Annotated in this window: 15 protein-coding genes; 10 read left to right on the top strand and 5 right to left on the bottom strand. The window is 73.5% G+C overall.

All coding sequences use genetic code 11. The annotated features are described in order from the left end of the window. Window positions 1-14 precede the first annotated feature (14 nt). Window positions 15-2,420, top strand: coding sequence for a DUF1592 domain-containing protein (locus ACG2DA_RS04405; protein WP_395254259.1), 2,406 nt, complete (start codon window positions 15-17; stop codon window positions 2,418-2,420). Between the two features lie 39 nt (window positions 2,421-2,459). Here ACG2DA_RS04405 and ACG2DA_RS04400 read toward each other — a convergent pair whose 3' ends face one another. The 4 genes from ACG2DA_RS04400 to ACG2DA_RS04385 all read right to left on the bottom strand — a co-directional run bounded on the left by ACG2DA_RS04400 (window position 2,460) and on the right by ACG2DA_RS04385 (window position 10,197). Next, entirely contained in the window at window positions 2,460-3,542 is a 1,083-nt protein-coding gene (locus ACG2DA_RS04400) for a hypothetical protein (protein ID WP_395254258.1), read from the bottom strand. A gap of 104 nt (window positions 3,543-3,646) precedes the next feature. Then, window positions 3,647-4,975 carry a hypothetical protein gene (locus ACG2DA_RS04395; RefSeq protein ID WP_395254257.1) on the bottom strand — a complete coding sequence of 443 codons (1,329 nt, stop codon included), beginning with the start codon at window positions 4,973-4,975 and terminating at the stop codon, window positions 3,647-3,649. A 256-nt stretch (window positions 4,976-5,231) separates the two neighbouring features. Beyond that, on the bottom strand, window positions 5,232-7,133 hold the full coding sequence (locus ACG2DA_RS04390) for a serine/threonine-protein kinase (protein WP_395254256.1): 1,902 nt from the start codon (window positions 7,131-7,133) through the stop codon (window positions 5,232-5,234). Between the two features lie 37 nt (window positions 7,134-7,170). After that, on the bottom strand, window positions 7,171-10,197 hold the full coding sequence (locus tag ACG2DA_RS04385) for a hypothetical protein (RefSeq protein ID WP_395254255.1): 3,027 nt from the start codon (window positions 10,195-10,197) through the stop codon (window positions 7,171-7,173). Between the two features lie 82 nt (window positions 10,198-10,279). On the opposite strand from ACG2DA_RS04385, the gene ACG2DA_RS04380 reads away from it, so the two are divergent. The 6 genes from ACG2DA_RS04380 to ACG2DA_RS04355 all read left to right on the top strand — a co-directional run bounded on the left by ACG2DA_RS04380 (window position 10,280) and on the right by ACG2DA_RS04355 (window position 18,134). Beyond that, window positions 10,280-12,226: an HSP90 family protein gene (locus ACG2DA_RS04380; RefSeq protein WP_395254254.1), complete on the top strand. Its 1,947-nt coding sequence runs from the start codon at window positions 10,280-10,282 to the stop codon at window positions 12,224-12,226. Then, on the top strand, window positions 12,219-13,490 hold the full coding sequence (locus tag ACG2DA_RS04375) for a hypothetical protein (RefSeq protein WP_395254253.1): 1,272 nt from the start codon (window positions 12,219-12,221) through the stop codon (window positions 13,488-13,490). Before ACG2DA_RS04380 ends, ACG2DA_RS04375 begins: the two co-directional genes overlap by 8 nt. Next, a complete protein-coding gene (locus tag ACG2DA_RS04370; RefSeq protein WP_395254252.1) occupies window positions 13,487-14,650 on the top strand; it encodes a hypothetical protein in 1,164 nt (387 codons plus the stop codon). The genes ACG2DA_RS04375 and ACG2DA_RS04370 overlap by 4 nt, the downstream gene beginning before the upstream one ends. Before the next feature lies 1 nt (window position 14,651). Continuing rightward, entirely contained in the window at window positions 14,652-15,818 is a 1,167-nt protein-coding gene (locus ACG2DA_RS04365) for a hypothetical protein (RefSeq protein WP_395254251.1), read from the top strand. A 17-nt stretch (window positions 15,819-15,835) separates the two neighbouring features. Then, on the top strand, window positions 15,836-16,951 hold the full coding sequence (locus tag ACG2DA_RS04360; RefSeq protein WP_395254250.1) for a hypothetical protein: 1,116 nt from the start codon (window positions 15,836-15,838) through the stop codon (window positions 16,949-16,951). A 79-nt stretch (window positions 16,952-17,030) separates the two neighbouring features. Continuing rightward, window positions 17,031-18,134: a hypothetical protein gene (locus ACG2DA_RS04355; RefSeq protein ID WP_395254249.1), complete on the top strand. Its 1,104-nt coding sequence runs from the start codon at window positions 17,031-17,033 to the stop codon at window positions 18,132-18,134. Between the two features lie 6 nt (window positions 18,135-18,140). Here ACG2DA_RS04355 and ACG2DA_RS04350 read toward each other — a convergent pair whose 3' ends face one another. Continuing rightward, window positions 18,141-19,193, bottom strand: a complete 1,053-nt coding sequence (locus ACG2DA_RS04350; RefSeq protein ID WP_395254248.1) for an SDR family NAD(P)-dependent oxidoreductase — start codon at window positions 19,191-19,193, stop codon at window positions 18,141-18,143. Between the two features lie 173 nt (window positions 19,194-19,366). On the opposite strand from ACG2DA_RS04350, the gene ACG2DA_RS04345 reads away from it, so the two are divergent. From ACG2DA_RS04345 to ACG2DA_RS04335, 3 genes are all read left to right on the top strand, one after another. Continuing rightward, window positions 19,367-20,389, top strand: coding sequence for an ROK family protein (locus ACG2DA_RS04345; protein WP_395254247.1), 1,023 nt, complete (start codon window positions 19,367-19,369; stop codon window positions 20,387-20,389). 224 nt (window positions 20,390-20,613) lie between these two features. Further along, entirely contained in the window at window positions 20,614-21,003 is a 390-nt protein-coding gene (locus tag ACG2DA_RS04340) for a hypothetical protein (protein ID WP_395254246.1), read from the top strand. Window positions 21,004-21,225: 222 nt separating this feature from the next. Continuing rightward, window positions 21,226-23,007 carry a hypothetical protein gene (locus ACG2DA_RS04335; RefSeq protein ID WP_395254245.1) on the top strand — a complete coding sequence of 594 codons (1,782 nt, stop codon included), beginning with the start codon at window positions 21,226-21,228 and terminating at the stop codon, window positions 23,005-23,007. Window positions 23,008-23,045 lie beyond the last annotated feature (38 nt).

The following is a 23,045-nucleotide window of genomic DNA, read 5'->3' as shown; positions in this document are numbered from 1 at the left end:
CCCCGGGTCCCGCCGTGCGTTTCGTTGCCCTGTTCGCCCTGGCATGCGGTCTGCTCCCCGTCGGGCCGACCGCGGGGGCGGCGGAGTTGCAGCCGGAGTCCGCGGCGCACTACGCGGAGTCCGTGCGGCCGAAGCTCGTCGATTATTGCGGCGACTGCCACGCCCCGGACGACGAGGACAACCACGTCGACTTCCTCGCCGCGACGACGGACGCGGCGATCAACGACGACCGCGGCCTGTGGAGCAGCGTCGCGGAGCAGCTCCGCAACCGCACGATGCCGCCGGCCGACGCGGCGTTCCAACCGACCGAGGACGAGCGCCGGGAGCTGGCCGACTGGATCGACGGCTACCTGCGGGCCACCGCCTGCGAACGCGGCCCCTACGCCGGCCCGGTCGTCGCTCGTCGGCTGAACCGGCAGGAGTACGACAACACCCTGCGGGACCTGCTGTTCGTCGATCTGCGGCCCGCCGAGGACTTTCCCGCGGACGGCGCCGGCGGCGAAGGCTTCGACAACAACGGCGAAACGCTGTTCTCCTCGCCGATCCTGCTGGAGCGCTACCTTGCGGCGACCGCTGAGGTATTGGATGCGGCGATCTCCACCCCGCGGCTGAACCACACGATCCCGCCGGCGGACTTTCTCCCGGCCCCGGCGGACGACGCGGACGGCCCGCGGACGCTGAAGCCGGGCGAGACGCTCTCGGTCCCGCTGACGGTGTACGTCGCCGCGGACGTGACCGTCGCGGTGAAGTTCGAGCGGGACGCCGCCGGGTCGGTCTCGCTGAACATGGACGGGGTGCCGATCGGCACGTTTCCCGCGGACGACGCCGGCGGCGTTCCCCCCCGGGCGAAGGCGACGATGCGGTTATCGCGCGGCGATCACGTCGTCGAGGTGACCAACCCCGGCGAGGCCCCGCTGCGGATCGCCGGCGTGGGCGTCTGGGACGACCGGCCGAACGCCCCCGGTGACGAGAAGGCGGTCGCCCACGAGCGGCTGCTGGGCCTGCCCCCCTACGAGCGGCCGGACGACCCGCGGGCCGGCGCCCGGGAGGCCCTCGCCCGGCTGGCCCGCCGGGCCTTCCGCCGACCGGTGGACGAGGCGGAGGTGGACGCCCTGATGACGCTCTACGACCGCTCCGCCGGCCGCGGCGACCCGTGGGAGGAGTCGGTGAAGCTCGCCGCCCGCGGCGTGCTGCTCTCCCCGAAGTTCCTGTTCCGCACCGAACCGCCGCAGGGCGCCCCGGCCGACGAGGAAGCGGCGGGCGGCGAGCCGCGACTGGTGGACGATCACGCCCTCGCCTCGCGGCTGAGTTACTTCCTGTGGGCCTCGATGCCGGACGAGACGCTGTTCGAACTGGCCGACGCCGACCGCCTGTCGGACCCCGCCGTGCTGGACGCCCAGGTGGACCGGATGCTGGCCGACCCGAAAGCCGCGGAGTTCGCGGAGCACTTCGCCGGGCAGTGGCTCGGCACCCGGGACGTCGGCGGGCGGATCGCCCCGGACGTGAACCGCTTCCGGGCGATCTTCAGCGACGAGCTGCTGGACGACCTGAACGCCCAGCCGACGGAGTGGTTCCTCTACCTGCTCCGGGAGGACCGCCCGCTGCGGGAGGTGATCGACGCGGATTACGTGATCCTCAACGACCGCCTGTCCTGGCACTACGGCCTCGTCGAACCGCCGGAGAAGCTCCGCGGCGACGCCGGGCGGACTCCCGACCGCGGCAAGAAGTGGATGCACGAAGACGACGTCGACCCGACGTTCTTCCGCTTCGATCTGGAGGGCGAGGACCGAGCCCGCCGCGGCGGCGTGCTGGGGCTCGGCGGGGTCCTGCTGGCCAGCAGCTATTCGCAACGCACCAGCCCCGTGCTGCGGGGCGCCTGGGTGCTGGAAACGCTCATCGGGGTGAAGGTGCCCTCCCCCCCGCCGGACGTGCCGGAACTGAAAGTCGGCCGGGACAAGGGCACCGTGCGGGAGAAGCTCGCCCGGCACCGCGAGGACCCAGCCTGCTACGCCTGTCACAACCTGATGGACCCGGTCGGCTTTGCGCTCGACAACTACGACATCCTCGGCCGCTGGCGGACCGAGGAGGGCGGCGCCCCGATCGACGCCTCCGCGACCCTGCCGGACGGAGAAGAGTTCGAGGGCCCCGGCGGTCTGCGGCGGGTCCTGTTGAAACAGGAGGACCGCGTCGTCCGACATCTCGCCGCCAAACTGCTCGGCTACGCCCTGGGCCGCAGTCTGGAGGACGGGGACGACTGCACGATCGACCGCGTCGTCGCCGAGGCGCGGGAGAACGGCGGGACGACGCGGGCGCTGGTGAAGGCGATCGTCCGCAGCGTGCCCTTCCGCATGATCGCCCGGGAGCCGGCCCCGCCGACGCACGAACCCGCCCCGGAGGCGTCCTCCGAGACGGGTTCGTAGTCCGGCCGGCGGTCGGCCCCGCGGGGGCGGGCCGACCGGTCACATGTTCGGGACGGGCATCGCATAGGGGACGGCGTCCAGCAGCCAGTAACGTTTGGCCTTGCGGATGTCGGTCTCGCCCTTGGGCACGGAGATAAGAATCGGCTCCGGCACGCCGGTCTGAACGTCCGGCCGGGCGGCGAACTGCCGGGCCATGCGGATCGCGGCCGGGTCCTGCGGCGAATCGAAGCTGCCGACCGTCACCACGCTGCGGTAGCGGTCGTGCCAGACGTAGGCCTCGTGCCCCTCGCGGTTCCGCAGAATCTGGCACAGCTCCCAGGCGTCGCGGCCGCCCTCGTTGAGTTCGTCGGAGACCTCCACCCGCTCGCCGAGGTCCGCCGTCTTCGTCCCGCTCACCTGCGTGAGCGTCTTCCCGCGGAACTCCTTGATCACCACGCTGTATTTCCCTGGGCACTTGTGCAGGGAGTACTCCTCGCTGGAGTTCAGCGCGGTCAGCAGCGGGTCGCGGATCTTGCGCAGCTGCCGGACCTGTTCGGCGTCCAGCAGCGGGTTGACGGTCACGAACGCCCGGGAGAGCGGGGACTTGTAGCGGCCCATCGTCCGCTTGAAGAAGCCGCCACCCTTCGTCCGGGTGAACCCGCCGTCGGCGGCGACCGGTTCGAGCGTCGGGCACTTCACCTGCGACTTGATCAGTTCAAGCGCCCGCTGGGTGCGCTCGTCGTCGGCGGAGGGGAAGTTGCAGGCCAGCACGCACACGCCGCCCCGCATCGTGGCCATCAGGCGGTCCCGCTGCTCGCCGTCGCGGCTGAGGGTGGACAGGGACTCCGTTTCGGTCGGCACGTCGTAGACGTACGCCGGGATGCCCTGCTCGCGGAGTTCGTAGCAGACCTGGTCGGCCGCCTCCGCCGGGGTCATGCCCTCCTTGTTGCCGCCCCGCAGCGGGGAGATCGCGGCGACCATGATCATGTACGGCCCGTTCTGCTTGCCGAGCGTGTACCGCTTGCTGCGGTCGCACTCCACGCCGCCGACCGCCGGGGCCGCGGCGCTCAGCAGCACCGCCAGGGAAAGAGCCGCGGGAGCGAGGCGATGCAGCGGCGAACAAAAGGGGCGACGGGCGGTCACGGGCCGGTCTCGGAGGCGGGTCGAGGGGGCGAACGTCGGGGCGGCGGTGGTAAGACGAGCCGCGGCGCCCGGTCCACCCCGGTTCGCGCGCCACGCAGCGACGATCAACGGGCCGCGCGGCGCCGGAGTTCGTCCTGCGGGCGCACGTGCCGCACGGCAGGAGTTTCCGACGGCAGAGCGGCGAGTTCCTCGAGAATCGTGCGGACCGCCTCCACCCCGGCGATCTCCGCGGCGGGTTCGACGTTCGACTGCTCGATGAACCGGGCCCGCGCGGTGAACTCACGCACCGGATGCACCGGGCCGAGCGGGCGGTACAGCGCCCCGCCGAGCGGCTCCACCGCCGCGGCGTCCGCCGGGGCCACCACCGCCACCCGGCCGACCTCCACGTCGCCGCCGCCCTCTTCCTCGGGTTCGTGGCGAAACACCTGCCCGGTCGGGGCGATCGAGAGGTGACCGGGCTCGTCGCCCACTGCGATCGCACCGCCGTGCACGCCCCGCACGCGCCGATCCGGGTCCGAGGCGAGGACGAGGAACCCGTCCCGCAGGCAGAAGGACCCGTCCCGGGTAAGAACGGGCGGCGCCCCGTCGTCGTCCGGCAGCAGCGCGAACCAGCCGGGGCCGGTCAGGGCGAGGTCCAGCGGGCGGCCGGTCTCCATCAGCGGACCGGGGGTGAGGATCACCCGCAGCCCGGAGGACCCGCAGGGTTCGACCCGTCGGAAGCCGGGCGTGAGGGCGTCCGCGAGGCTCACCCGGGCCGCGGCGAGCCGCGCCCGCAGGGCCGCGAGATCGGTTTCCGGCGGAGCCAACGGCGCCGCCGGTTCGGCGGGCAGCGGCGCGGGTTCGGCCGGCGTCGGCAGCGGCTCGGTCGGCGGGGACGGGACGAAAGGGACGAGGGAGCCGAACTGCTCCCGCATCGCCGTCAGATCGTCCGCGGCCGCCGGCGGCAGATCGGCGAGGGCGTCCGCCCACGGGTCCGGCGACGCGGGGTCCGCCCCCCCCGGCGGCGGGACGTCGTCGCCCGGGGGAACGCACGTCTCGCCCGGCTCAATTCCGCTCTCGCCCGGTTCGGCGACCTCCGCGATCGGCGGCGGTTCGTAGCCTTCCGGCGGGGAGGGCCAGCGTCGAATCGGCCCGGCCCCCGGCAGCGACGCGACCCGCACCGGCAGCACGTCGGATTGCGGCGCGTCCTCGGTCGGCGTCTCCGCGCCGGCCGCCGCCGGCGGGGCGTCGGCGGTTTGCACCGGCTCCGACGCCACCGGCGCCGGGGCGGCGAGGGCGGCGGCCAGCACGGTCGAGCCGGCGAATAGGCCCCACCCGCCCAGCGTCAGCAGGTTCCCCCGGTCGACCCACCGCCCGAACCGCAGCAGAACGGCGGCGCCGCCGCGGTCCGGCAGCGACTCGGCGACGGGCGGATCGGACGGGGCGGCGCTCATGAGGAAGCGCGTCGCACACCGCCGCCGCCGCGGTCAAGACCGGTTCGCGCCCGAAGCACCGAAACTCCCCTCTCCCCCTTTTGGGGGAGAGGGGTCGGGGGTGAGGGGGCAGCGACTTTCGAACGTTCCTCACGACCCGCTTCGCTCGCCCATCGGCCGGTCGATCACCGCAGAGAGCGGGGGCGAAGGAACCGTGCGTCACCCTCACCCCCGGCCCCTCTCCCTCGAGGGAGAGGGGAGACACTGCGGCCCCCAGTCAGGATCCGGCGGACGCCCCGCCCGCGGCTTCCTTCCGTCGCCGGCGGTCGATGCGGCAGTAGCGCAGACCAAGCCAGACCAGCACCGCCGTCCACATCGCCCCGAAGGCCGGCACGGCCCAGGGGCCGGCGGCGGCCAGCGGGAGGGCGGCGGAGAAGAACGCCGCGGCGATCAGGTAGCACACGCCCCAGGCGTGCCCGCCGAGGGTGTAGAACGCCGCCCCGGCCATCAGGGCCGCCACGCCGTAGGTCACGCCGCTGTCCCACCCCTGCCGCCAGGCCATGACGGTGAGCATCCCCCGGGCGACCAGATAGCCGGCCCACACGGCCCAGATGGGGCGTTCGACGCTGTCGGTCGGCAACACGCCGTGGCCGCCGCGGCGGGCGAACCACAGCACGGCGGCCAGGCCCAGCAGCATCGCCGCCGCCGGGAGGAGGTGGGCGACAAGAAAGCCGTACCCGGCCCGTTCCGCGAAGAAGATGGCGACGTGGGCCGCCGCGACCACCGCCGCCATCGCCAGCAGGGAACGCCCCCAGTAGCGGAAGCGGTCCTCGTACCGGCTGGCCGTCAGGGCCCCGGCGACGCGGAGGGCCAGTCCGCCGGCGCCGCCGCCCGCCGCGTGCACGGGCTCCCCGGCGAGGAAGCGTCGCACCTCCGCCGCGACCTCCGCCGCCCCGCCGTAGCGGGACCGCGGGTCCTTCCGCAGGCATTTCAACGCGACGGCCTCCAGCTCCCGGGCCGCCCGCGGGTTGATCGACCGCGGCGGCAGCGGGGCGGCGTCGATTACCCGTCGCAGCACGCCCAGCGGGCCGTCGCCCTCGTCCGTGAACGGGGCCCGGCCGGTGAGGAGGTGGTACAGGATCGCCCCCAACCCGTAGACGTCCGCCGCCGGACCGACCGCGGCGCCGGCGGGGTCGTGGCCGGCGGCCTGCTCCGGGGCCATGTAGCCGGGCGTGCCCACGATCTGCCCGGTGCGGGTGCGGGCGGAGTCGATCGTGGGGGCCTCCGCGGCGCCGAGCCCCTCGGAGGCGGGGCCGAACCGCTTGGCGAGGCCGAAGTCCGCCACCTTCGCCAGCGGCGCCCCGCGGCCGTTCGGGCCGTCTTCGCACGCCGTGCCGTGCCCGCTGGCCCCGTACGGGGAAAGCGGGCGGTCGGCGGCGAGGTCCAGCAGAACGTTCGCCGGTTTGAGGTCCCGGTGCAGCACGCCGCGGGCGTGGGCGTGACTGACCGCGTCCGCCACGTCGGCCAGAATCGCCGCCGCCTCCCGCGGCGGCAGCGGCGAGCCGGCGGCGTAGGCGCAGAGGTTCGGCCCGGCGACCAGTTCCATCGACAGAAACGCCCGCGGCCCGCCGCCGGGGGCGCCCTCCTCCGCGGGGAGCACGCCCGCCTCGTACACCCGCACGATGTGCGGGTGACACAGCGCGGCGCTGGCCGCCCCCTCCGTCCGAAACCGGGCGAGATCCGCCGTGGACAATTCCTCCGGTCCGGCCCGCAGCACCTTGACCGCACAGGGCCGCGGCGGGGCGAGCTGCCGGGCCTCCCAGACCACGCCCATCCCGCCGCGGTCGAGTTCACGGATTAGCTCGTAGTTGCCGAACCGGGACGGCGGCGCCGGCCTCGCGGACGGGGCGACGCCGGTCGGGCCGGCGGCCGAGCCGGCGGCGTTGCGGAGGCGATCATGGCCGGAGAAGAACGCCCGCAGGTCGTCGGCGAGGTCCGGGTGCCGCTCGTACGCGGCGGCCCGGGCGGCGGGATCGGGGTCCTCCAACAGTTCCGCCAACACGGCGTCGAGCCGGTCCTCCCGGGCGTCGGGGTCGTCGTCGCGGCCGGGCCGACCGGGCCGCGTGAACGCCCGCGTCGGGGCGTCGGCGGAGCCGGCGGTGGGCGGGGGGGACGTCACGATCGCCGGCCGCGGCGCCGTCCCGTTCGCATCCGCATCACTCCGCCCCCCAACCCAGCCAGCGGTCGCCGGCGTGATGGATGGTGCCGAACAGCCGCACCGGCACCGGGGCGGCGTCGGCGTGTTCGTCCGGGGCGGCGGCCAGATCCGCCGTCACGGAGTACTGCATCACCGGTTCGAGCCGGGGGATCGACAGGAACGCCCCGCGGCGGTCCGGGGAAAGCGAAACCTCCGTCACCGGCCAGAGGTCGTGCCCCTCGGTCTCCGGGTCGGAGGGCCGCAACTCGTCGGAGCCGTAGTCGGCGCTGCGGAGGTAGGTCCACGCCTCCACCCGCCAGGCGGAGGGGTCGGCGGCCTGATCGGTCAGTTCTGTGGCGAACCGCAGTTCCAGCCCGTCCCGGTGGGCGCGGACGGCGGTCGGCAGCCGAAGGGGGGCCTCGGTGCGGCGGAGGCGTTGCAGGCAGCCGTCCTGCACCGCGGCGGTCTGCCAGCCGTCCAGCCCGCAAACCCACAGGTCCGCCGAGTCCGGAAAGAACCGCCCGCGGCAGACGCCGGCGAGGAACCGCACGCCCGGCAGCGGCATCGCGGCGCCCTGGGCCCGCGGCGCCCCGGAGACGTGGAGCGATTCGGTCAGCACGAGGTTTGCCGTGCAGCGGCCGAACGAGAGGTGCAGCATCGCCCCGGCCAGTTCCCCCCAGCTCTCGCCCTGCCGGCCGCAGGGCACCCAGCACTGCCCGCCGGCGCTGGTGCAGACCGCCCGCGGCATCCACAGGGCCGGCGGGTCGAAGGCGATCGCCGCCGCCCGGTGGGCGGTGGGGACGAAGCCGGCGTAGTACTCCGCGGCCGTCGCGTCGGAGACCGCCACGCCCGGGTCGATCAGATGCAGCGGCGTGGCCGGCACCCAATTGCCCTCGTTGTCGGCGGCGGTCAGCAATCCGGCGACGGAGCAGCCGTCCGGGCAGAACCCGATCCCGTTGGGGTGCCGGAACCCGGTGGCGACGACGTTCATCTCCGTCCCGTCGGCCGTCACCTGCACGAGGCACCCGCCCTGCTTCGTCTGACCGGAGCCGCTTTTGAGGAAGTAGAAGTTGCCCGCCTCGTCGGTCTCCAGCCCCATCGCGTAGGCGTGCGGCTGGCCGAGGATGTCCAGGTCGGCGTTGAAGCTCTCGTAGACGTCCGCCTCGCCGTCGTCGTTGACGTCGACCAGCCGGGTGATGCGGTCGCGGCCGAGGGCGAAGATCTCCGCCTCCCCCTCCGGCGAGACCCGCACCGTCAGGCCGAGCGGCTGGTAGAACCCGGTGGCGAACCGCCGCCATTCGATCTCCGACAGGTCCCCGCCGAGCCCCTTCACCTGCCAGACATCCCCGTGGGCGGCGGCGACGTAGGCCGTGCCGTCCGGCGTGAAGCCGAGGCCGGACAGATACAGCAGGGCCTCGTGCGGGTTCTCGAAAGGCAGTTCCACCGTATCCACCACGAAGGCGCCGCCCGTCTCGGGGACCGGTTCGCCCAACTGGCCGGCGGTGACCAGCGGGCCGTCCCAGCGGCCGGCGGGATCGGTCGGCAGGTCCGGGAGGGGTTCGTCGAGAACCCGCAACATCGGTCCGTCGGCCGGCGGGGACAGGTTCGCCCCGTCGGGGCCGGTTTCGAACCGGTAGCCGGCGACGTCGGCGACGAAGCGGACCGGCTCCTCGGCGATCGTGAAGTGCAGCGTGACGAACGGCCCGTCGGCGGTGAGGGCCTCGTACCGCACCGCCGCCGGCTCGCGCGTCCCGTCCTTGTCTTCGACAGTCCAGCGGGCGGACTTCGGCAGGCGCCAGACGCACTGCCCGCCGACCTTCGGCAGTTCGATCAGGCCGAACCGGCGGTCGCTGTGCTCCAGGAACCGCCCGCCCCAGCCGCAACGGGCCACGCCGGTGAGGGTGTCAACCAGCAGGTGCTCCGCCGGCCGGGCGCCGGGCACGGTGATCGCCACCCCCTTGAGAATCTTCTCCCCGTCCGGCAGCGTCAGGCTGCTGAAGTAGAACGGCCCCGGATCCATGCGGCGGACGCGGTCGTCGAACCAGTCCGGCTCGCGTTCGGTCTCGTAGGGCAGCATGGCGTCGGCCCGGCTGACCGGGGTCCACAGCTCGTCGAACGTCCGCACCCCGCCGGCCGGCACCTCCAGCCCGGCGGCCCAGACGATCGCGTTCAGCAGGAACCGCCGGTGGTCCGCGTTCGGCCCGTCGCCGTCGTCCCGCTCGCCGTCCTCATCGGCCTCGGAGAGGTTTCTTTCAAAGTGCCCGCCGGTGAAGCCGACGGCGCGGTGCGTCGGCCCGCCGGAGTTCACCGCCCGCTCCAGCGCCCAGGCGACGGTTTGTTCAGAGGTCGTGCCGTCGTCCTCGGGCAGCGGGGCGGTCAGCAGCGGCGTCCAGCCGGCCTTCGATTTGGGGAAAGCGAGATGGTGGTAGAACTCGTCGTGCAGCGCGTGCGGTTCGACCCCCTCCGTGACCGGGTGCGACGCAGTGACGGCGACGGTCGGCTCGGCGAAGTCGATGCGGCTCTCCCAGCCGCGGGGGCCGTCGCCGCCCTCGTAGTCGAACCGCCCGCCGACGACCTTCATCGCGGAGGCGTCCAGCCGGTCCGGCAGGAAGGTGGACCAGTGCAGCAACACCACGCCGCAGCCCCGGGCGGCGGCGGTTTCGAGCTGTTTCCAGCGGTCGCCGACCAGGAGCGGGTGGTCTTTCTCGTCGTGATCCCCGCCGGCGGAGTAAAGGAACACGCAGTCCGCCCGACTCAGCGCCGTGGGGTCCTCCGGCCAGCCGACGGCGGTCTCGATCGCCAGCCGTTCGCCGACGTTGGAGTCCTTCAGGTAGTCCGCCAGCGCCCGGACGGTCGCTGCGTACTCGTGCGTGCCGGGCGGGTGGGAGTCGTCCTTCCCCGCGATCAGCAGGACGGTGCGGGGCTGGATCGTTGCGTCCGATTCGCCGCCGCGGGCGACGGGCGGGTCGACCGTGCCGCCGTCGCCGAGAGCCGGCGGGGCCGGGAGGGCGACGAGAAGAACGGACAGAGCGGCGGAAGCGAACACGGGCGGGCGTCCCCTGGGGCGAACGCCCGTTATCCTACCCGGGTCCGACGCCCGCCGTCCCGCCCTTTCGTACCCTGCCCCCATGAGCGCGCCCGCCGACCCCGCGACCGCCGCCGCAGCCGTCGGCCCGAGCGACCACCGGTTCCAAGTCGACCTGCGGGGCGTCATCGAACTGCTCAGCGAGCACCTCTACTCCGGCCCGCGAGTCGTCGTGCGGGAACTGCTCCAGAACGGCGTGGACGCGCTGACGGCCCGCACGGCGAAGGACGACGACTTCGCCCTGTCCGACGGCCGCGTCACCCTGGAACTGCTGCCCGGCCGCACGACCGCGGACGGCGTCGCGCACCCGCCCACCCTCAGCGTGCGGGACAACGGCGTCGGCCTGTCCGAGCCGGAGGTGCACGAGTTCCTCGCCAAGATCGGCCGCAGCGCCAAGCGGGGGGACCTGCAGGAAGAGTCGTTCATCGGCCGCTTCGGCATCGGCCTGCTGGCCGGCTTCCTGGTGGCCGAGGAGATTGTCGCCGTCACCCGCAGCGTCGAGCCGGGCGCCAAACCGGTCGAGTGGCGCGGCCGGGCGGACGGCACCTACACCGTCCGCACGCTGAATGCGGACCTCGCCCCCGGCACGCAGGTGTTCCTGCGGGCCCGCGAGGACCGGCTGGAGCACTTCGAACCGGAGGTCGTCAAACAGCGGGCCGCCAGCTACGGGTCCCTGCTGCCCTTCCCCGTCACCTTCAAGCACGGTGCCGCGGAGGAGCCGCTGAACGAGGAGCCGCCGTGGGAACGCTTTTCCACGGACTCCCCCGCCGACCGCGAGGGCCTGCTGGAGTGGGCCGAGGGGGCGCTGGGCAAGACCTTCCTCGACGCCTTCCCGATCCGGTCCGACGCCGGCAAGGTCCGCGGCGTGGCGCTGGTCCGGCCGGAATCCACGGTGCGGAGTCGCACCGGCGATCACCGGGTCTATCTGAAGCGGATGCTGCTCTCGGAGAAGGCGGACGGCCTGCTGCCGGACTGGGCCTTCTTCGTGACCTGCGTGCTGAACGCCGACGGCCTGCACCCGACCGCCAGCCGGGAGGAGTTGCGAGACGACGCCGACCTCGCCGCCGCCCGGGAGGAGTTGGGCATGAGCCTGCGGCGGACGCTGCTCCGCTGGGCCGCCAAGGACCGCGACCGTCTGCACCGGCTGATCGACGTACACTACCGGGCCGTCAAACGGCTGGCCGTGGAGGACGAGGAGTTCCGCAAGCTCGCCGCCGACTGGCTGCCGTTCGAAACCACCGCCGGCCGACTGCGGTTGGAGGAGATCCGCAAGCGGTCCGACGACCGGCTGCGGTTCGCCGCGACGATGGACCAGTTCCGGCAGCTCGCCCCGGTGGCCAGCGCCCAGGGGCTGGTGGTGATCAACGCCTGCTACACGGACGAGCAGGAACTGCTCGAATCGCTGCCGGACACGTTGCCGGTGACGGCGGAGAAGGTCACCGCGGCGGACCTGTCGGAGGAGTTCGGGGAGCTGGACGACGCCGCCTGGGAGGCCGCCTCCGACCTGCTGAGCGTCGCCGCCGATGCCCTCGCCCCGCTGGACTGCACGCCGGACGTCCGCCGGTTCGAGCCCGCCACCCTGCCGGCCCTGTACGCGATCGGGGAGGAGGCCAGCTTCCTGCGGGACCTCGAGCGGAGCAAGGAGGACGCCGGCGAGTTATGGGGCGGCGTGCTGGAGGACATCAAAAAGGCCCGCCCGCAGGTGGAGGGTCCGCGACTCTGCCTGAACTGGGCTCACCCGCTGGTCCGCAACCTCGCCGCGACCGCCTCCACCCCGGACGAGCAAAACGGCGCCGTGGCCCGCGGCACGGTGCGGACGGCGGTCGAGCTGCTGTACGTGCAAAGCCTGATGCTCGGCCACTACCCGCTGGGCGAGGCGGAGTTCGAACTGTTCGGCGACAGCCTGCTGGGCCTGATCGCCGCGGCCGTCGACGGCCGCGGCGTGGGCGGGAACGGCCCCGCCAACGACGGCGGGGGGGCCGATGGCTGAGTCGGACGCCGCCGCCGGGAGCCCGCTCGACCCGTTCCTCACCGAACTGTTCGAACTGGAGATGATGCCTCCCGGCGCCGCCAAGGTCGCGGCGCTGGCGGATCTGACCCGCCGCACCGAGGCGGCCGGCGATCCGGGCCGGGTCCGTCGGGCCCGGTGGGCGTTGCTGATCGCCGCTGCCGGGACGGAGTTGGGCGACGACCGGGTGCTGCCGACCTTCGCCGCCCTGTTGGCGGACTTCGACGCCGATCCGGACGCCGCCGCCGCGGACGGCTCCCCGCCGGACCGGCTCCTCACCGCCTACGCCGAGGTCCTGCGGTACACCACCCGCTACCCCTCCATCCCCCGGGAGCGGGTCGAGGCGCTGCTGGACGACTTCGCCCGCCGGGTGGAAACGCTGGGCGGGGACGAGGCGGACATGTACGAAACCCGCCTGCACGCCCGCGGCACGCTGGGCAATCTGGAAGCGGTGCCGGCCCTGTGCGTGGCGATGAAGCGGGCCCGGGCCGCCGCCGGGCTGCCGCCCTCCTGGGACGCCGAGGCCCTCGCCGGCATCTACACGGCCCAGCCGGAGCGGGCCTTGGCGGCGATGCGGCCGGTGATCGCCAATCAGGTTCCCGGGGCGTGGATGTGGCGGAGCTCCTTCCTCGAATGGTCCCTGCGACCGCTGATCTGGGCGGGGGCGGAGGAGGAGGCCGACCGGAACTTCGCCGAGGCCGACGCCCGCAGCGGATCGTGGCTGTTCGGGGATATCCTGCTGACGGAATACGCCTCCCGCCGCCTCGCCCGCACGCCCGAGCGGATGAGCGACGAGGACGTCTCCCGGCTGCGGACCCGGGTCCGCCGGCTGCTGCGGACGGCGCCGGGCATGGGGCCGAGCTTCCGCGGGCAGGCCTATCAGGCGTGCGGCTTCGCCTGCGAAGCCCTCGCCGCCGCCGGCCGCGACGCCCCGGCGCCCCTGCCGTTACCGGGGGAGGAGCCGCCCGCCGACGGCCCGTCCGGGAATCCGACCGGGGGCCCGCCGCAACGGCGGCCCTCGGAAGTCGTCGCCCCGCTGCTGGCGGAGGCGGACCGGCTGGACGAGGCCTTCGCGGCCCGGAACGGGAACGAATACCTGGCGGTGGAGACGGCGGGGAACCGGGCGTTCGTGTTCGGCCCCGGCAGCGGCGTGGACCGCGTGCCGGCCGCCCGGCGGGAGCGGCTGCGGGAACTCTGGGAGCAGGCCGAAGCCTCCGCCGACCCGCGGCCGGGGAGCGACCGGTGACGGACGCGCTGGACCGGGCGCTGGAGGAGGCCGCGGAGCGGCCCTACGACGCCCGCCGGGTGGACGCCTTCGCGGACCTCGCCCGGCAGGCGGAGGCCGGCGGGCACGCGGAGGCGGCGTTCAACGCCCGGCTGGGGCTGCTGGACGCCGCGGTGATGACGAACCGGTTCGACGTGGCCCTCGCCGCCTTCCCCCGCCTGTTGGCCGACGCCGACGCGGAGCCCGGCCGCTTCGCCCTGGAGGGCCAATTGCTGCTCGCCTTCCCCATGCTGCTGGGCGGGGCGACGAGCTTCCCGGAGATCCCCCTTCGCCGGCTGCGGGAACTGGGCGAGGACTACGCGACCCGGGCCGCCGCCGCGGGCCGGCACGACTCGGAGATCGCCGGCGGGCTGTTCCGGCTGGCCGCCGCGACCGGCGATCTGGACAAGGCCGCCGCGTTGCTGCGGCGGATGTCGAACCCGTGGGGCGGGCACTTCGCCGAGTGCCCGCACTGCCGCCTGCGGCACGAACTGATGCTCCCCTGGTGCGCCGACGATCAGCCCGCCGTGCTGCGGCTCGTCCGGCGGCTGATCGACGGCGACCTGCACTGCACCCGGTTCGAGTTTTGCGGCCCGCGGGAGGCGCTGATCCTCCGCCCCCTCGCCCTGCGCAACGCCCTGCCGGAGGCCGTGCGGCGCTACCGGACGGCGGCCGCCGGGATGCGGAGCGGTCCGTTCTGGGTCGTGATGCCGGGGCTGAGCCTCGGGTTCCTCGCTCACCTGATCCGCCGCGGCGGGACGGACGAGCTCCCCGTCGCGGACGCCGCCGTCGCCCTCCGGCGGCTGCTGGTCCGCTGTGCGAGCCTGAGCGAGGGCATCAGCCCGGACAACCGCATGGAGCTGCTGACTGCCGCCGCCCCCGCGATCGGGGCGCTGGCGGAGTTCGACGCCGTCCCCGCCCTGCGGCTGCCGCCCGACGACCCGCTCGCCCCGCTGGCCGGCCGCGCGGGTCAGGCGGACCCGCACGCGCTGGCGGCGGCGATGACCGCGGAGGCCGAAGCCCTCGCCGGCGCCTTCGATCGCCGCAACGGCAACGACTTCCACCTCCGCCATCACCGCCGGCACCGGGCGTTCGCTTTGGGAGAGATCGAATCGAGCGACGCCGATCGGCATAATATTTGACATGCACGAGGATCTTGAGCAGCGGCTGGACGACGCCGAGGAGATGCCGGCCGGGCCGGCACGAACGGCGGCGTTCGCAGAGATCGCCCGCCACGCGGACGCTGCCAACGAGGACGTCGCCTCCTTTCGGGCCCGGTTGGCCCAGCTGGATGCGGCGATGCTCACCTCCCAATATCACGTCGCCCTCGCCCTGTTCCCCCGGCTGTTGCAGGACGTCGACGCCGATCCGGCCCGCTTCGACGACGGCGGCCAACTCATCGTCACCTTCCCGACGCTCCTGACCGGGGCGACCTGCTTCCCGGACGTCCCCCTCGAACGTCTGAGGGAGTTAGAAGAGGAGTTCGCGCGCCGCGGCGCAGCGGAGGGCTTGGCCGAAGCGGAAATCCTCAGCGGCCGGCTGAACCTCGCGCTGGCCACCGGCGAGCTCGACCGGGCCCGGGACCTGTTGGACCGGATGTCGAACCCCTGGAGCGGTCACTTCGCCCGGTGCGAACACTGCCGGGTTCGGGAGTGGCTCTACTTTCATTGGTACAGCGACGACCTGCCGAGCGTCCGGGAGACCGGCCGACGGCTGATTGACGGTCGCCTGAAGTGCACGCGGTACATCTGCCACGGCCTGATGGAGCCGTTCGCGCTGCGGGCGTTCGCCCTGAACGGGGACGACGAGGACGCGGTCCGGTTCTATCGGACCTCCGTCCGGGTTCTGAAGGCGGAGCCGCACCGCGTCCACGTCGCCGGGCTGACCGCGACGTTCTTGGCGCATGTGCTCACCCGGGGCGGCGTCCCGGCGCTGTGCGCAGACTCGGCGACGAAAGCCCTGCGGCAACTGCTGCGCCGCGCCGTGCATTACCTCCCGAACGTCAGTCCGGACGACCGGATGCAGTTCCTCACCGCGGCGGCGCTGGCGCTCGAGGCGCTGACGGCGGCGGGAGCGCCCCCGGCGTTGCCGTGGCCGGACGGCGATCCGCTCGCCGATTTGGCGGGTGACGCCGGGCGGGCGGACCCGGCGCCGCTGATCGCGGCGATGAACGCGGAGGCGGAACGGCTTTCGCTCGCCTTCGACCGACGAAACGGCAACGATTTTCATGTGCGATTGCGGCGGCGGGATCAGGCGTTCGCGTTCGGCGAGGACGCTCCCTCGGGCGCCGACGCCTCCCCGAGCACTTAGAACGGAGCGCCTCCGCGATGTACGACCCCGACGAACTTCCGCCCGACGTGTTTGAAGCGTCGGCAATGGCCTATTACGCGCCGGAGGGGCCGGCGAAGGTGGCGCTGTGGGAGACCGCCGTCGCCCGGGCCGACGCCGCAAAGCTGCCGGCGGCGGTGCGGATGGGCTTCCGCGCCGAACTGGTCGAGGCGGCCGCCTCCGACGGCGTGAAGCAGTACGACCGGGCCTTCGCCCCCTGGGCGACGTTGCTGGCCGAGGCCGACCGCGATCCCGACGCGGACTGGGTCGATTGGTACGACCTGCTGTGGAAGTACAAGTGGCTCAGCGACTCCACCGGCGAGTACGCCGCGATCCCGCGGGAGAAGATCCTCGCCGTGCTGGACGACTTCGCCGCTCGGGCGGCGGCGCACGGGTTCTCCCCGCGGCCGGCGGAGAATTACCGCGCGAACAATCTCTGGCTGATGGGCGACCGGGACGCCGCCGCGGAGGCGATGCGGCGATTCGAGCAGGCTCCGCGGGATGATCTCAGCGACTGCCACGCCTGCGAGACGGCCCGGGCGGTGCAGTTCGCGGTGCACGTCGGCGACGACGCCGGCGCCGTGGAGCGGTTCCAGCCGCTCGCCGCCGGCCGGTTGGCCTGCGCCGAGGAGCCGGAGAACACCCACGCCGTGCTGCTCGCCCCGCTGGTCCGGCTCGGCCGGCACGAGGAGGCCGCGGAGCGGAACCGCGTCAGTCTGGAGGCCCTGCGACGCTTCCCCCAGTTCGTCGCCCGGGCGGCGGAGCACCTGGACTACCTCACCCGCGTCGGCGATCTGAAGACCGGCGACCGGGTGTTCCGGCGGTTCGCCCGCTCGGTCCCCGCCGTCTCCGATCACGATCGCTGGCGGTTCCTCGGGGCCGCGGAGACCTTCCTGGAAGCGGTCGCCGCCAAGTCGGACCGGAAGAAACGCTTCGCCTTCCCCGACGGCTTCCCCGTGCCGGACGCCGGGGAGCCGGTGAAGCCCTCGGAATTGGCCCCGCAGTTCAAGACAGCCGCGGACGCGATCGAAGCCCGGTTCAACGCCCGCAACGGCAACGACGTGTTCACCCGGCGCCGGGCGGAGGCGCGGGCCTTCGCCGAGGGCGCCGGGTGAGGGCGCGGGATAACCTGCGACTCGAACCGATCGCCCGTCGGGCGGGTCGGTCGGTGGTTCTCCCTTACCGCGCGGTGCGATGTCCGACGGCCTGCCCCCCGAAGTGTCGGTCCCGCTGGAGTTGGCCGCCTCGGCCCCGCACGGGCCGGCGGCGGTGGCGCTGTGGGAGAGCGTCGTGCAGGCCGCCGACGCCGCCGGCTTGCCCGTGGGCCTGCGGATGGAGTTCCGGCTCGAATTGGTCCGGGAAGCGGCGATGCACGCCAAGTTGTTCGATCGGGCGCTGGCGCCGTTCGCCGTCGTGCTGGCCGAGGCGGACCGCGAGCCGGACGCCCCGTGGATCTTCTGGCCGGGGCTGCTGTGGAAGTACAAGTGGCTCTCGGACGCGCTGGCGGAATACGTCGCCTTCCCGCGGGAGCGGGTGATGTCCGTGCTGGACGACTTCGCCGCCCGCTGCGCCGCCCACGGGTTCAGCCCCCGGCCGGCGGAGAACTACCGGGCGAACGCCCTCTGGCTGCTGGGCGAGGAGGACGGCGCCCGGGCCGCCTTCGCCCGCTTCGAGCAGGCCCCCCGCGACCCGCTGAGCGACTGCCGGGCCTGCGAGGCCAGCCAGTCGGTGACCCACGCCGTGCGGCTGGGCGACGACGCCGGCGCCGTGGAGCGGGCCGCCCCGCTGCTCGGCGGACGGCTGAGTTGCGCCGAGGAGCCGGAACGCACCCACAGCAAGGTCCTCGCCTCCCTGCTCCGCCTCGGGCGGCCCGCGGAGGCCGCGGAGCAGCACCGCCTCGGGCTCGCCGCCCTCCGCCGGTTCCCGGCGTTCACCTTCTGCGCCGCCCAACACTTCCTCTACCTCGCCCGGCTGGGGGAGACCGGGGAGGCGCCCGGCCTGCTGCGGCGGACCGCCGGGACGGTCGGCGCCGTCTCCGACGACAACCGCCGGGAGTACCTCGCCGCGGCCGGCGCGGCGCTGGAGGCGTTCGCGGAGGACTCGGACGAACCCCGCCGGTTCCGCCTGCCGGAGGACTTCCCGGTGCCGAGTCCGGCGGAGGCCGTGCGGCCGTCGGAACTCGCCGCGGCCTTTGGAAAGGCCGCCGACGAACTCGCCGCCCGGTTCGACGCCCGCAACGGCAACGACGCCGTCAGCCGCCGGCAGGCCGCCGAACGAGCGTTCGCGCAGGGCGGTTAGCCGGCGTCAGACCTCGTTGTTCCGCACCGCGGCCCGCTGGGTCAGGCCGGTGAGGGCGGAGCGGGTCAGCGGGGTCTCCACTTCGTAACCCCGGCGGGCGGGGGTGACCTGATCGCCGATTGGCCCGGGGGCGTCCGGCATCGTGCGGCCCAACAGGCCGAGCAGGTCGAGGCTGAAGTTGCGGAACAGGTCGTGGAAGGTCGCCGCGGCGGAGAACGGCCCGGGGACGATCACCTCGCCGCGGCCCTCCTTCACCGCTTCGAGGGCGGCGTCGGCGGCGCGCTCGGCGCTACACGAGAGGCCGGGCAGGCTGTCGAGAATCTTGAAGCCCGCGTACTCCGCCTCGTGCTTGCCGCGGATCAGAGCATGCCGCGGGGAGCCGGTCCGCATCAGACCGGGGCAGACGGTGGTGACGTACACGCCGTGCCTCACGGCCTCCATCCGCAAGCCCTCGCTGTAGCCGACGAGGGCGTGCTTGCCGACGGTGTAGGCGTTGCCGTGCAGTAGCGGGACGCGACCGCCGATGCTGGAGACGTTCAGAATCCGCCCGCTCCGTCGCTTCTTCATCATCGGCAGGACTTCCTCCGTGAAGAAGTACGGCCCCCAGAAGTGCGTGGCGAGGCTGTCCTCATAGTCCTGGGCCGTCAGCGACGCGGCGGGGCCGAAGGAGATCAGCCCGGCGTTGTTCACCAGCAGATCGACCGGCCCGAGGGCGTCGGTGACGGTCTTCAGGAACCGGCGGACGTCCTCCCGGTTTGAGACGTCGCAGACCCCGCCGACGACCCGCCCCGGTTCGCCCCGGCGGGCGAGTTCGTCGGCGGCCCGGCGGACCTGATCCGCGTCGCGGGCGCAGATCGCCACCGCCGCTCCGGCCCGCACCAGCCGGCGGGCGATCACCAATCCGAACCCCCGCGAGCCGCCCGTGACGACGCAGGTCTTCCCCGCGAAGCTGTAGCGCCCGCGCAGGGCCCGCGTCGTCAGCTTGTAGCCGACGGCGGTCCCCGCGGCGGTGAGCGTCGCCGCGACGGCGGCCCGGGCGAACTTGGACGACAGGGACATGCGGACGGGCGTGAACGAAAGCGTGGACGAAACGGAGGGGTCGAACGCGATCGCCCGATCTTAGCGGCCGCCCCGCTCCGTCGCCGCGGGTGGGGGTCGCCCTTCAAGCGATGGGGGCGGCTCGGTAGAGTTCGCGCGCTTTCCTTTCCCCCCCGGTTGCCGCCGAGCCCCCTATGCCCCTGTCAGGCCTGACCACCCCGGACGGCCCGCCGCTGCTGGGCATCGACGTGGGCGGCACCAACATCAAGGCCGCGGTCGTGGACGCCGGAGGCGTCGTCCGCGGGAAGGGGTCGGTGCCGACGGAGCAGGAACTCGGCCCCGACGCCGGGCTGGACCGGATCGAAGCCGCCGCGAACGCCGCCCTGGAGGACGCGGGCGTCGACCGGGCGGAGATCGCCGCGGTCGGCCTCGCCACGCCGGGCCCGATGAACCTCAAGACCGGCACGCTGCTGTGCCCCTCGAACCTGCCCGGCTGGCGGAACTGGGCGATTCGGGAGGCGGTCGAAACCCGCTTCGGCAAGCCGACGACGCTCCAGAACGACGCCAACGCCGCCGCCTACGGCGAGTACTGGTCCGGCGCCGGCCGCGACGCGGACAGCCTTGTGCTCTGGACGCTCGGCACGGGCATCGGCTGCGGGATCATCCTGCGGGACGCCGTTATCGAGGGGGAGCACAGCCACGGCAGCGAGTGCGGCCACATCATCATCGACTGCAACCCCGACGCCCGCGTGCACCCCGGCACCGGCATGCGGGGCACGCTGGAGGCCTACTGCGGCGCCCGCGGCGTCGTCGCCCGCACCCGGGACGCGCTGGACGTGGACCGCGGCGAGTCGCTGATGCACGAACGCCTCGCCGGCGGGACGAAGCTCACGCCCAAGCTCATCTGCGAGGCCGCCGACGACGGGGACGAACTCGCCCTGAACATCCTCACCGAGACGGCCGCCCTGCTGGGGGTCGGCACGGTCTCCATCCTGCACACGATCGACCCGGACAGCGTGCTGCTCGCCGGGGCGATGACCTTCGGCGGACCGGGCACCACCACCGGGGACCTGTTCCTCGACACCCTCCGCCGCGAGGTCCAGCGGCGGGCCTTCCCCACCGTCGCGGAGCACCTCGACGTCGGCTTCGCCGCCCTGGGGGCGGACGCCGGCGTGGTCGGGGCCGCCGGCTGCGCCCGCCGGGCCTTCGCCGGCTGAGGCTGCGGAGAACGACCGTGCGCCGGCGACCGTCGCCGGCGATCGCCCCTGAACGTTCGGCGACCGCTCCGGCGGCGGGACGACCGGCGGGGGACGGCGGGAGGACGGAATTGCCGTGGCAACGCCAATTGGCGCCGAACTTGCCTCACGAAGGGGTTCCCACGGGAATCCCTTGCAGAGACCGCAGATTCGCCGCTCGATCCTCCCCACCTAGATCAACCCCCATGAAGGCTCTCCTCGCGTCCGTCGCCGTCGCCGGCGCCGCCCTCCTCGGCTCCGCCGCCCCCGCCGACGCCGGCGGATTGCGGATCGGCTACAACACCGGCGGGTACAGCTACAGTCCGTACAGCTACAACGTGCGGCCGAGCTACGGTTACGGCATCAGCCCGTCCTACGGGTACGGCGTTCGGCCCTCCTACGGCTACGGCTATCGCAATTCCGGCTACCGGCCCTACGGCTATCGCCGCGGGTTCAGCAGCGGCCTGTACGGCGGCCGGTACTACGGCAGCGGTCTGTATAACCGCGGCTTCGGCTACAACCGGGGCTTCTACAACCGCGGTTTCGGATACGGCCGCGGCTACGGCGGCAGTGGGTTCAGCCTGATCATCCGCTGACCCGTACGAGCGCCGCCTCGATTCCTCGCCGTCGCGTCCCCCGGGACGCGACGGCGTTTTTGCTGCGCGGGCCCCGTCTCCGCGGCGAACGGTGAGAGACGCGAACCCGGGGTTCGCGCGCGAGGGATCGTGTGCGATGACCCCGGCGCGACCCCCCGATCGGCGCCCGAACCGGAAGTCGAGGTCGCGACCCACCCGCCTCCCGTCTCAAGGAAGAGACTGATGAACGCCCTGAAACTCGCCGCCGTTCTCGCGATCGGCTTCGGCACGGCGTCGCTGACCGCCGCCGCCCCGCCCTCCTGCGGCGCCTGCCCGTCCAAGGCGAAGCGGACCGTGAAGGTCGAGGCCCCCGACGCCACGCTCACCGCGTCCGGACTCCGCCTCCAACTCGCCTCGTTCTCCGACGGGGCCTGCCCCACCGCCGACTGCCCCGCGACCTGCACCGGGCCGGGCTCCGCCTGCTGCGAGGCGATGGGCTGCTGCGAGAAGACGGCCTGCACCGGCGCCGTCTGCGACAAGACCGCCTCGAGCTGCGCGCTGTCCGAGGTTGAGAAGTCCATCGTCGCGGCTCTCAAACGGCCGATCAGCCTGCACATGGAGGAAGTGCCGCTCGCGAAGTTCTTCCGTCATCTGGCCAACGCGAACGGCTTCAACCTCTGCGTCGACCCCTCCGACTTGCAGCGAACCGGGAACGAAATCGACTCGCCAGTGACGATCAACGTGGATGGTATCCAGACGTCCTCCGCCCTAAAGCTCGTCCTTCAGCCCCTCGGCCTCACGCACGTCGTGGAGGACGACGTCTGTAAGATCGTCGCCGCGAAGTGCGAGGCCGAGGCCTGCGACGCTCCGGCCCCCGCCGCCGGCCCGAAGGCGACCTGCGACGTCGTCGTGCCCGCGACCGCCGTGGCCGTCTGCTCCGCCACCTCCGAATCGGCCCCGCCGGCCCCGAAGCGGATGCTCGCCTGTAGCGGGACCGCCTGCCCGATCACCGTCTGCGCCGCCGCCAGCGACGCCTGCGCCCCGACCGCCTGCGCCCCGACCGCCTGCGAGAACGCTGTCTGCGAGACCGCCGCCTGCGAGGGCTCGGTCTGCGGCACCGCCGCCTGCGGACTGCGGGCGGTGGTGGCCAAGCAGTTCACCACCATCGTGACCAGCGCCGCCAGCGAGCTGTCCGAGTGCGCCGCCGAGTGCGCCCGCGCCTGCGGCACGACCTGCCGCGGCGCCGCCTGCGACGGCGGCCCCTGCCCGAACGGCGTCTGCGAGGGGACCGTCTGCGAAGGAACCGTCTGCGCGACTGCCGCCTGCGCCGCCCCCGTCTGCGAGACCCCCGTGTGCGAAGCCCTCGCCCTGGCCCCGGCCGGCGGCGAAATGAGCCCGTGCGAGCTCCGCGGCGCCTGCGAGCCGACCGACCGCTGCCCCGGCTGGGTCGCCGCTCCGTCGCTCGCCGCCCCCGTCGCCCCCTACCCGATCGCCTACGAGCCGGCCGGCCTGTACGGCGTGCAGCGGACCGCCGCCGTCGAACCCGCCCCGGCCGGCTACGCCACCCCCGCCGCCTACGCGACGCCGGTTGAAGCGAACCCCGGCCTGCCGGTCGGCCGCTGGACCCGCACGCTGAACGACCAGTCCGTCACGATCGTCGTCAGCCCGGACGGCTCCTTCACCGCGACCTGCACCGTGCCGCACGCCGGCTGCTCCCTGGAGGTCGCCGGCGACTGCCGGGCGACCGAGGACGGCCTGCTGTTCGGCGTCGTCACCATGGCGAAGGTCTGCCCCGGCTCCGGCCGCGAGAAGGATTCCGTCGATCCGGTCGCCTGCGTGGAGGTCGAAGGCTTCTGTCGGGCCCTGATCGATCAGCCCTTCAGCGCCCGCTGCCGGGTGAAGGGCCAAACGATGAACGTGTCGAACGCCCTGTTCGGCGGCATCGGCTTCGTCGGCACCCCCGGCCCCGGCGAACCGGCCCACCTCGCCCTGACGATGTTCAGCGGCGCCTACGAGGCCGAGTGACCGCCGCGGGGACTCACTGCTAGCACCCGCAGCGTCCC

Source organism: Alienimonas sp. DA493 (genome assembly GCF_043951915.1).
Lineage (GTDB): Bacteria > Planctomycetota > Planctomycetia > Planctomycetales > Planctomycetaceae > Alienimonas.
The sequence above is the reverse complement of the archived record's forward strand: the minus strand, read 5'-3'. Positions and strand labels throughout refer to the sequence as shown.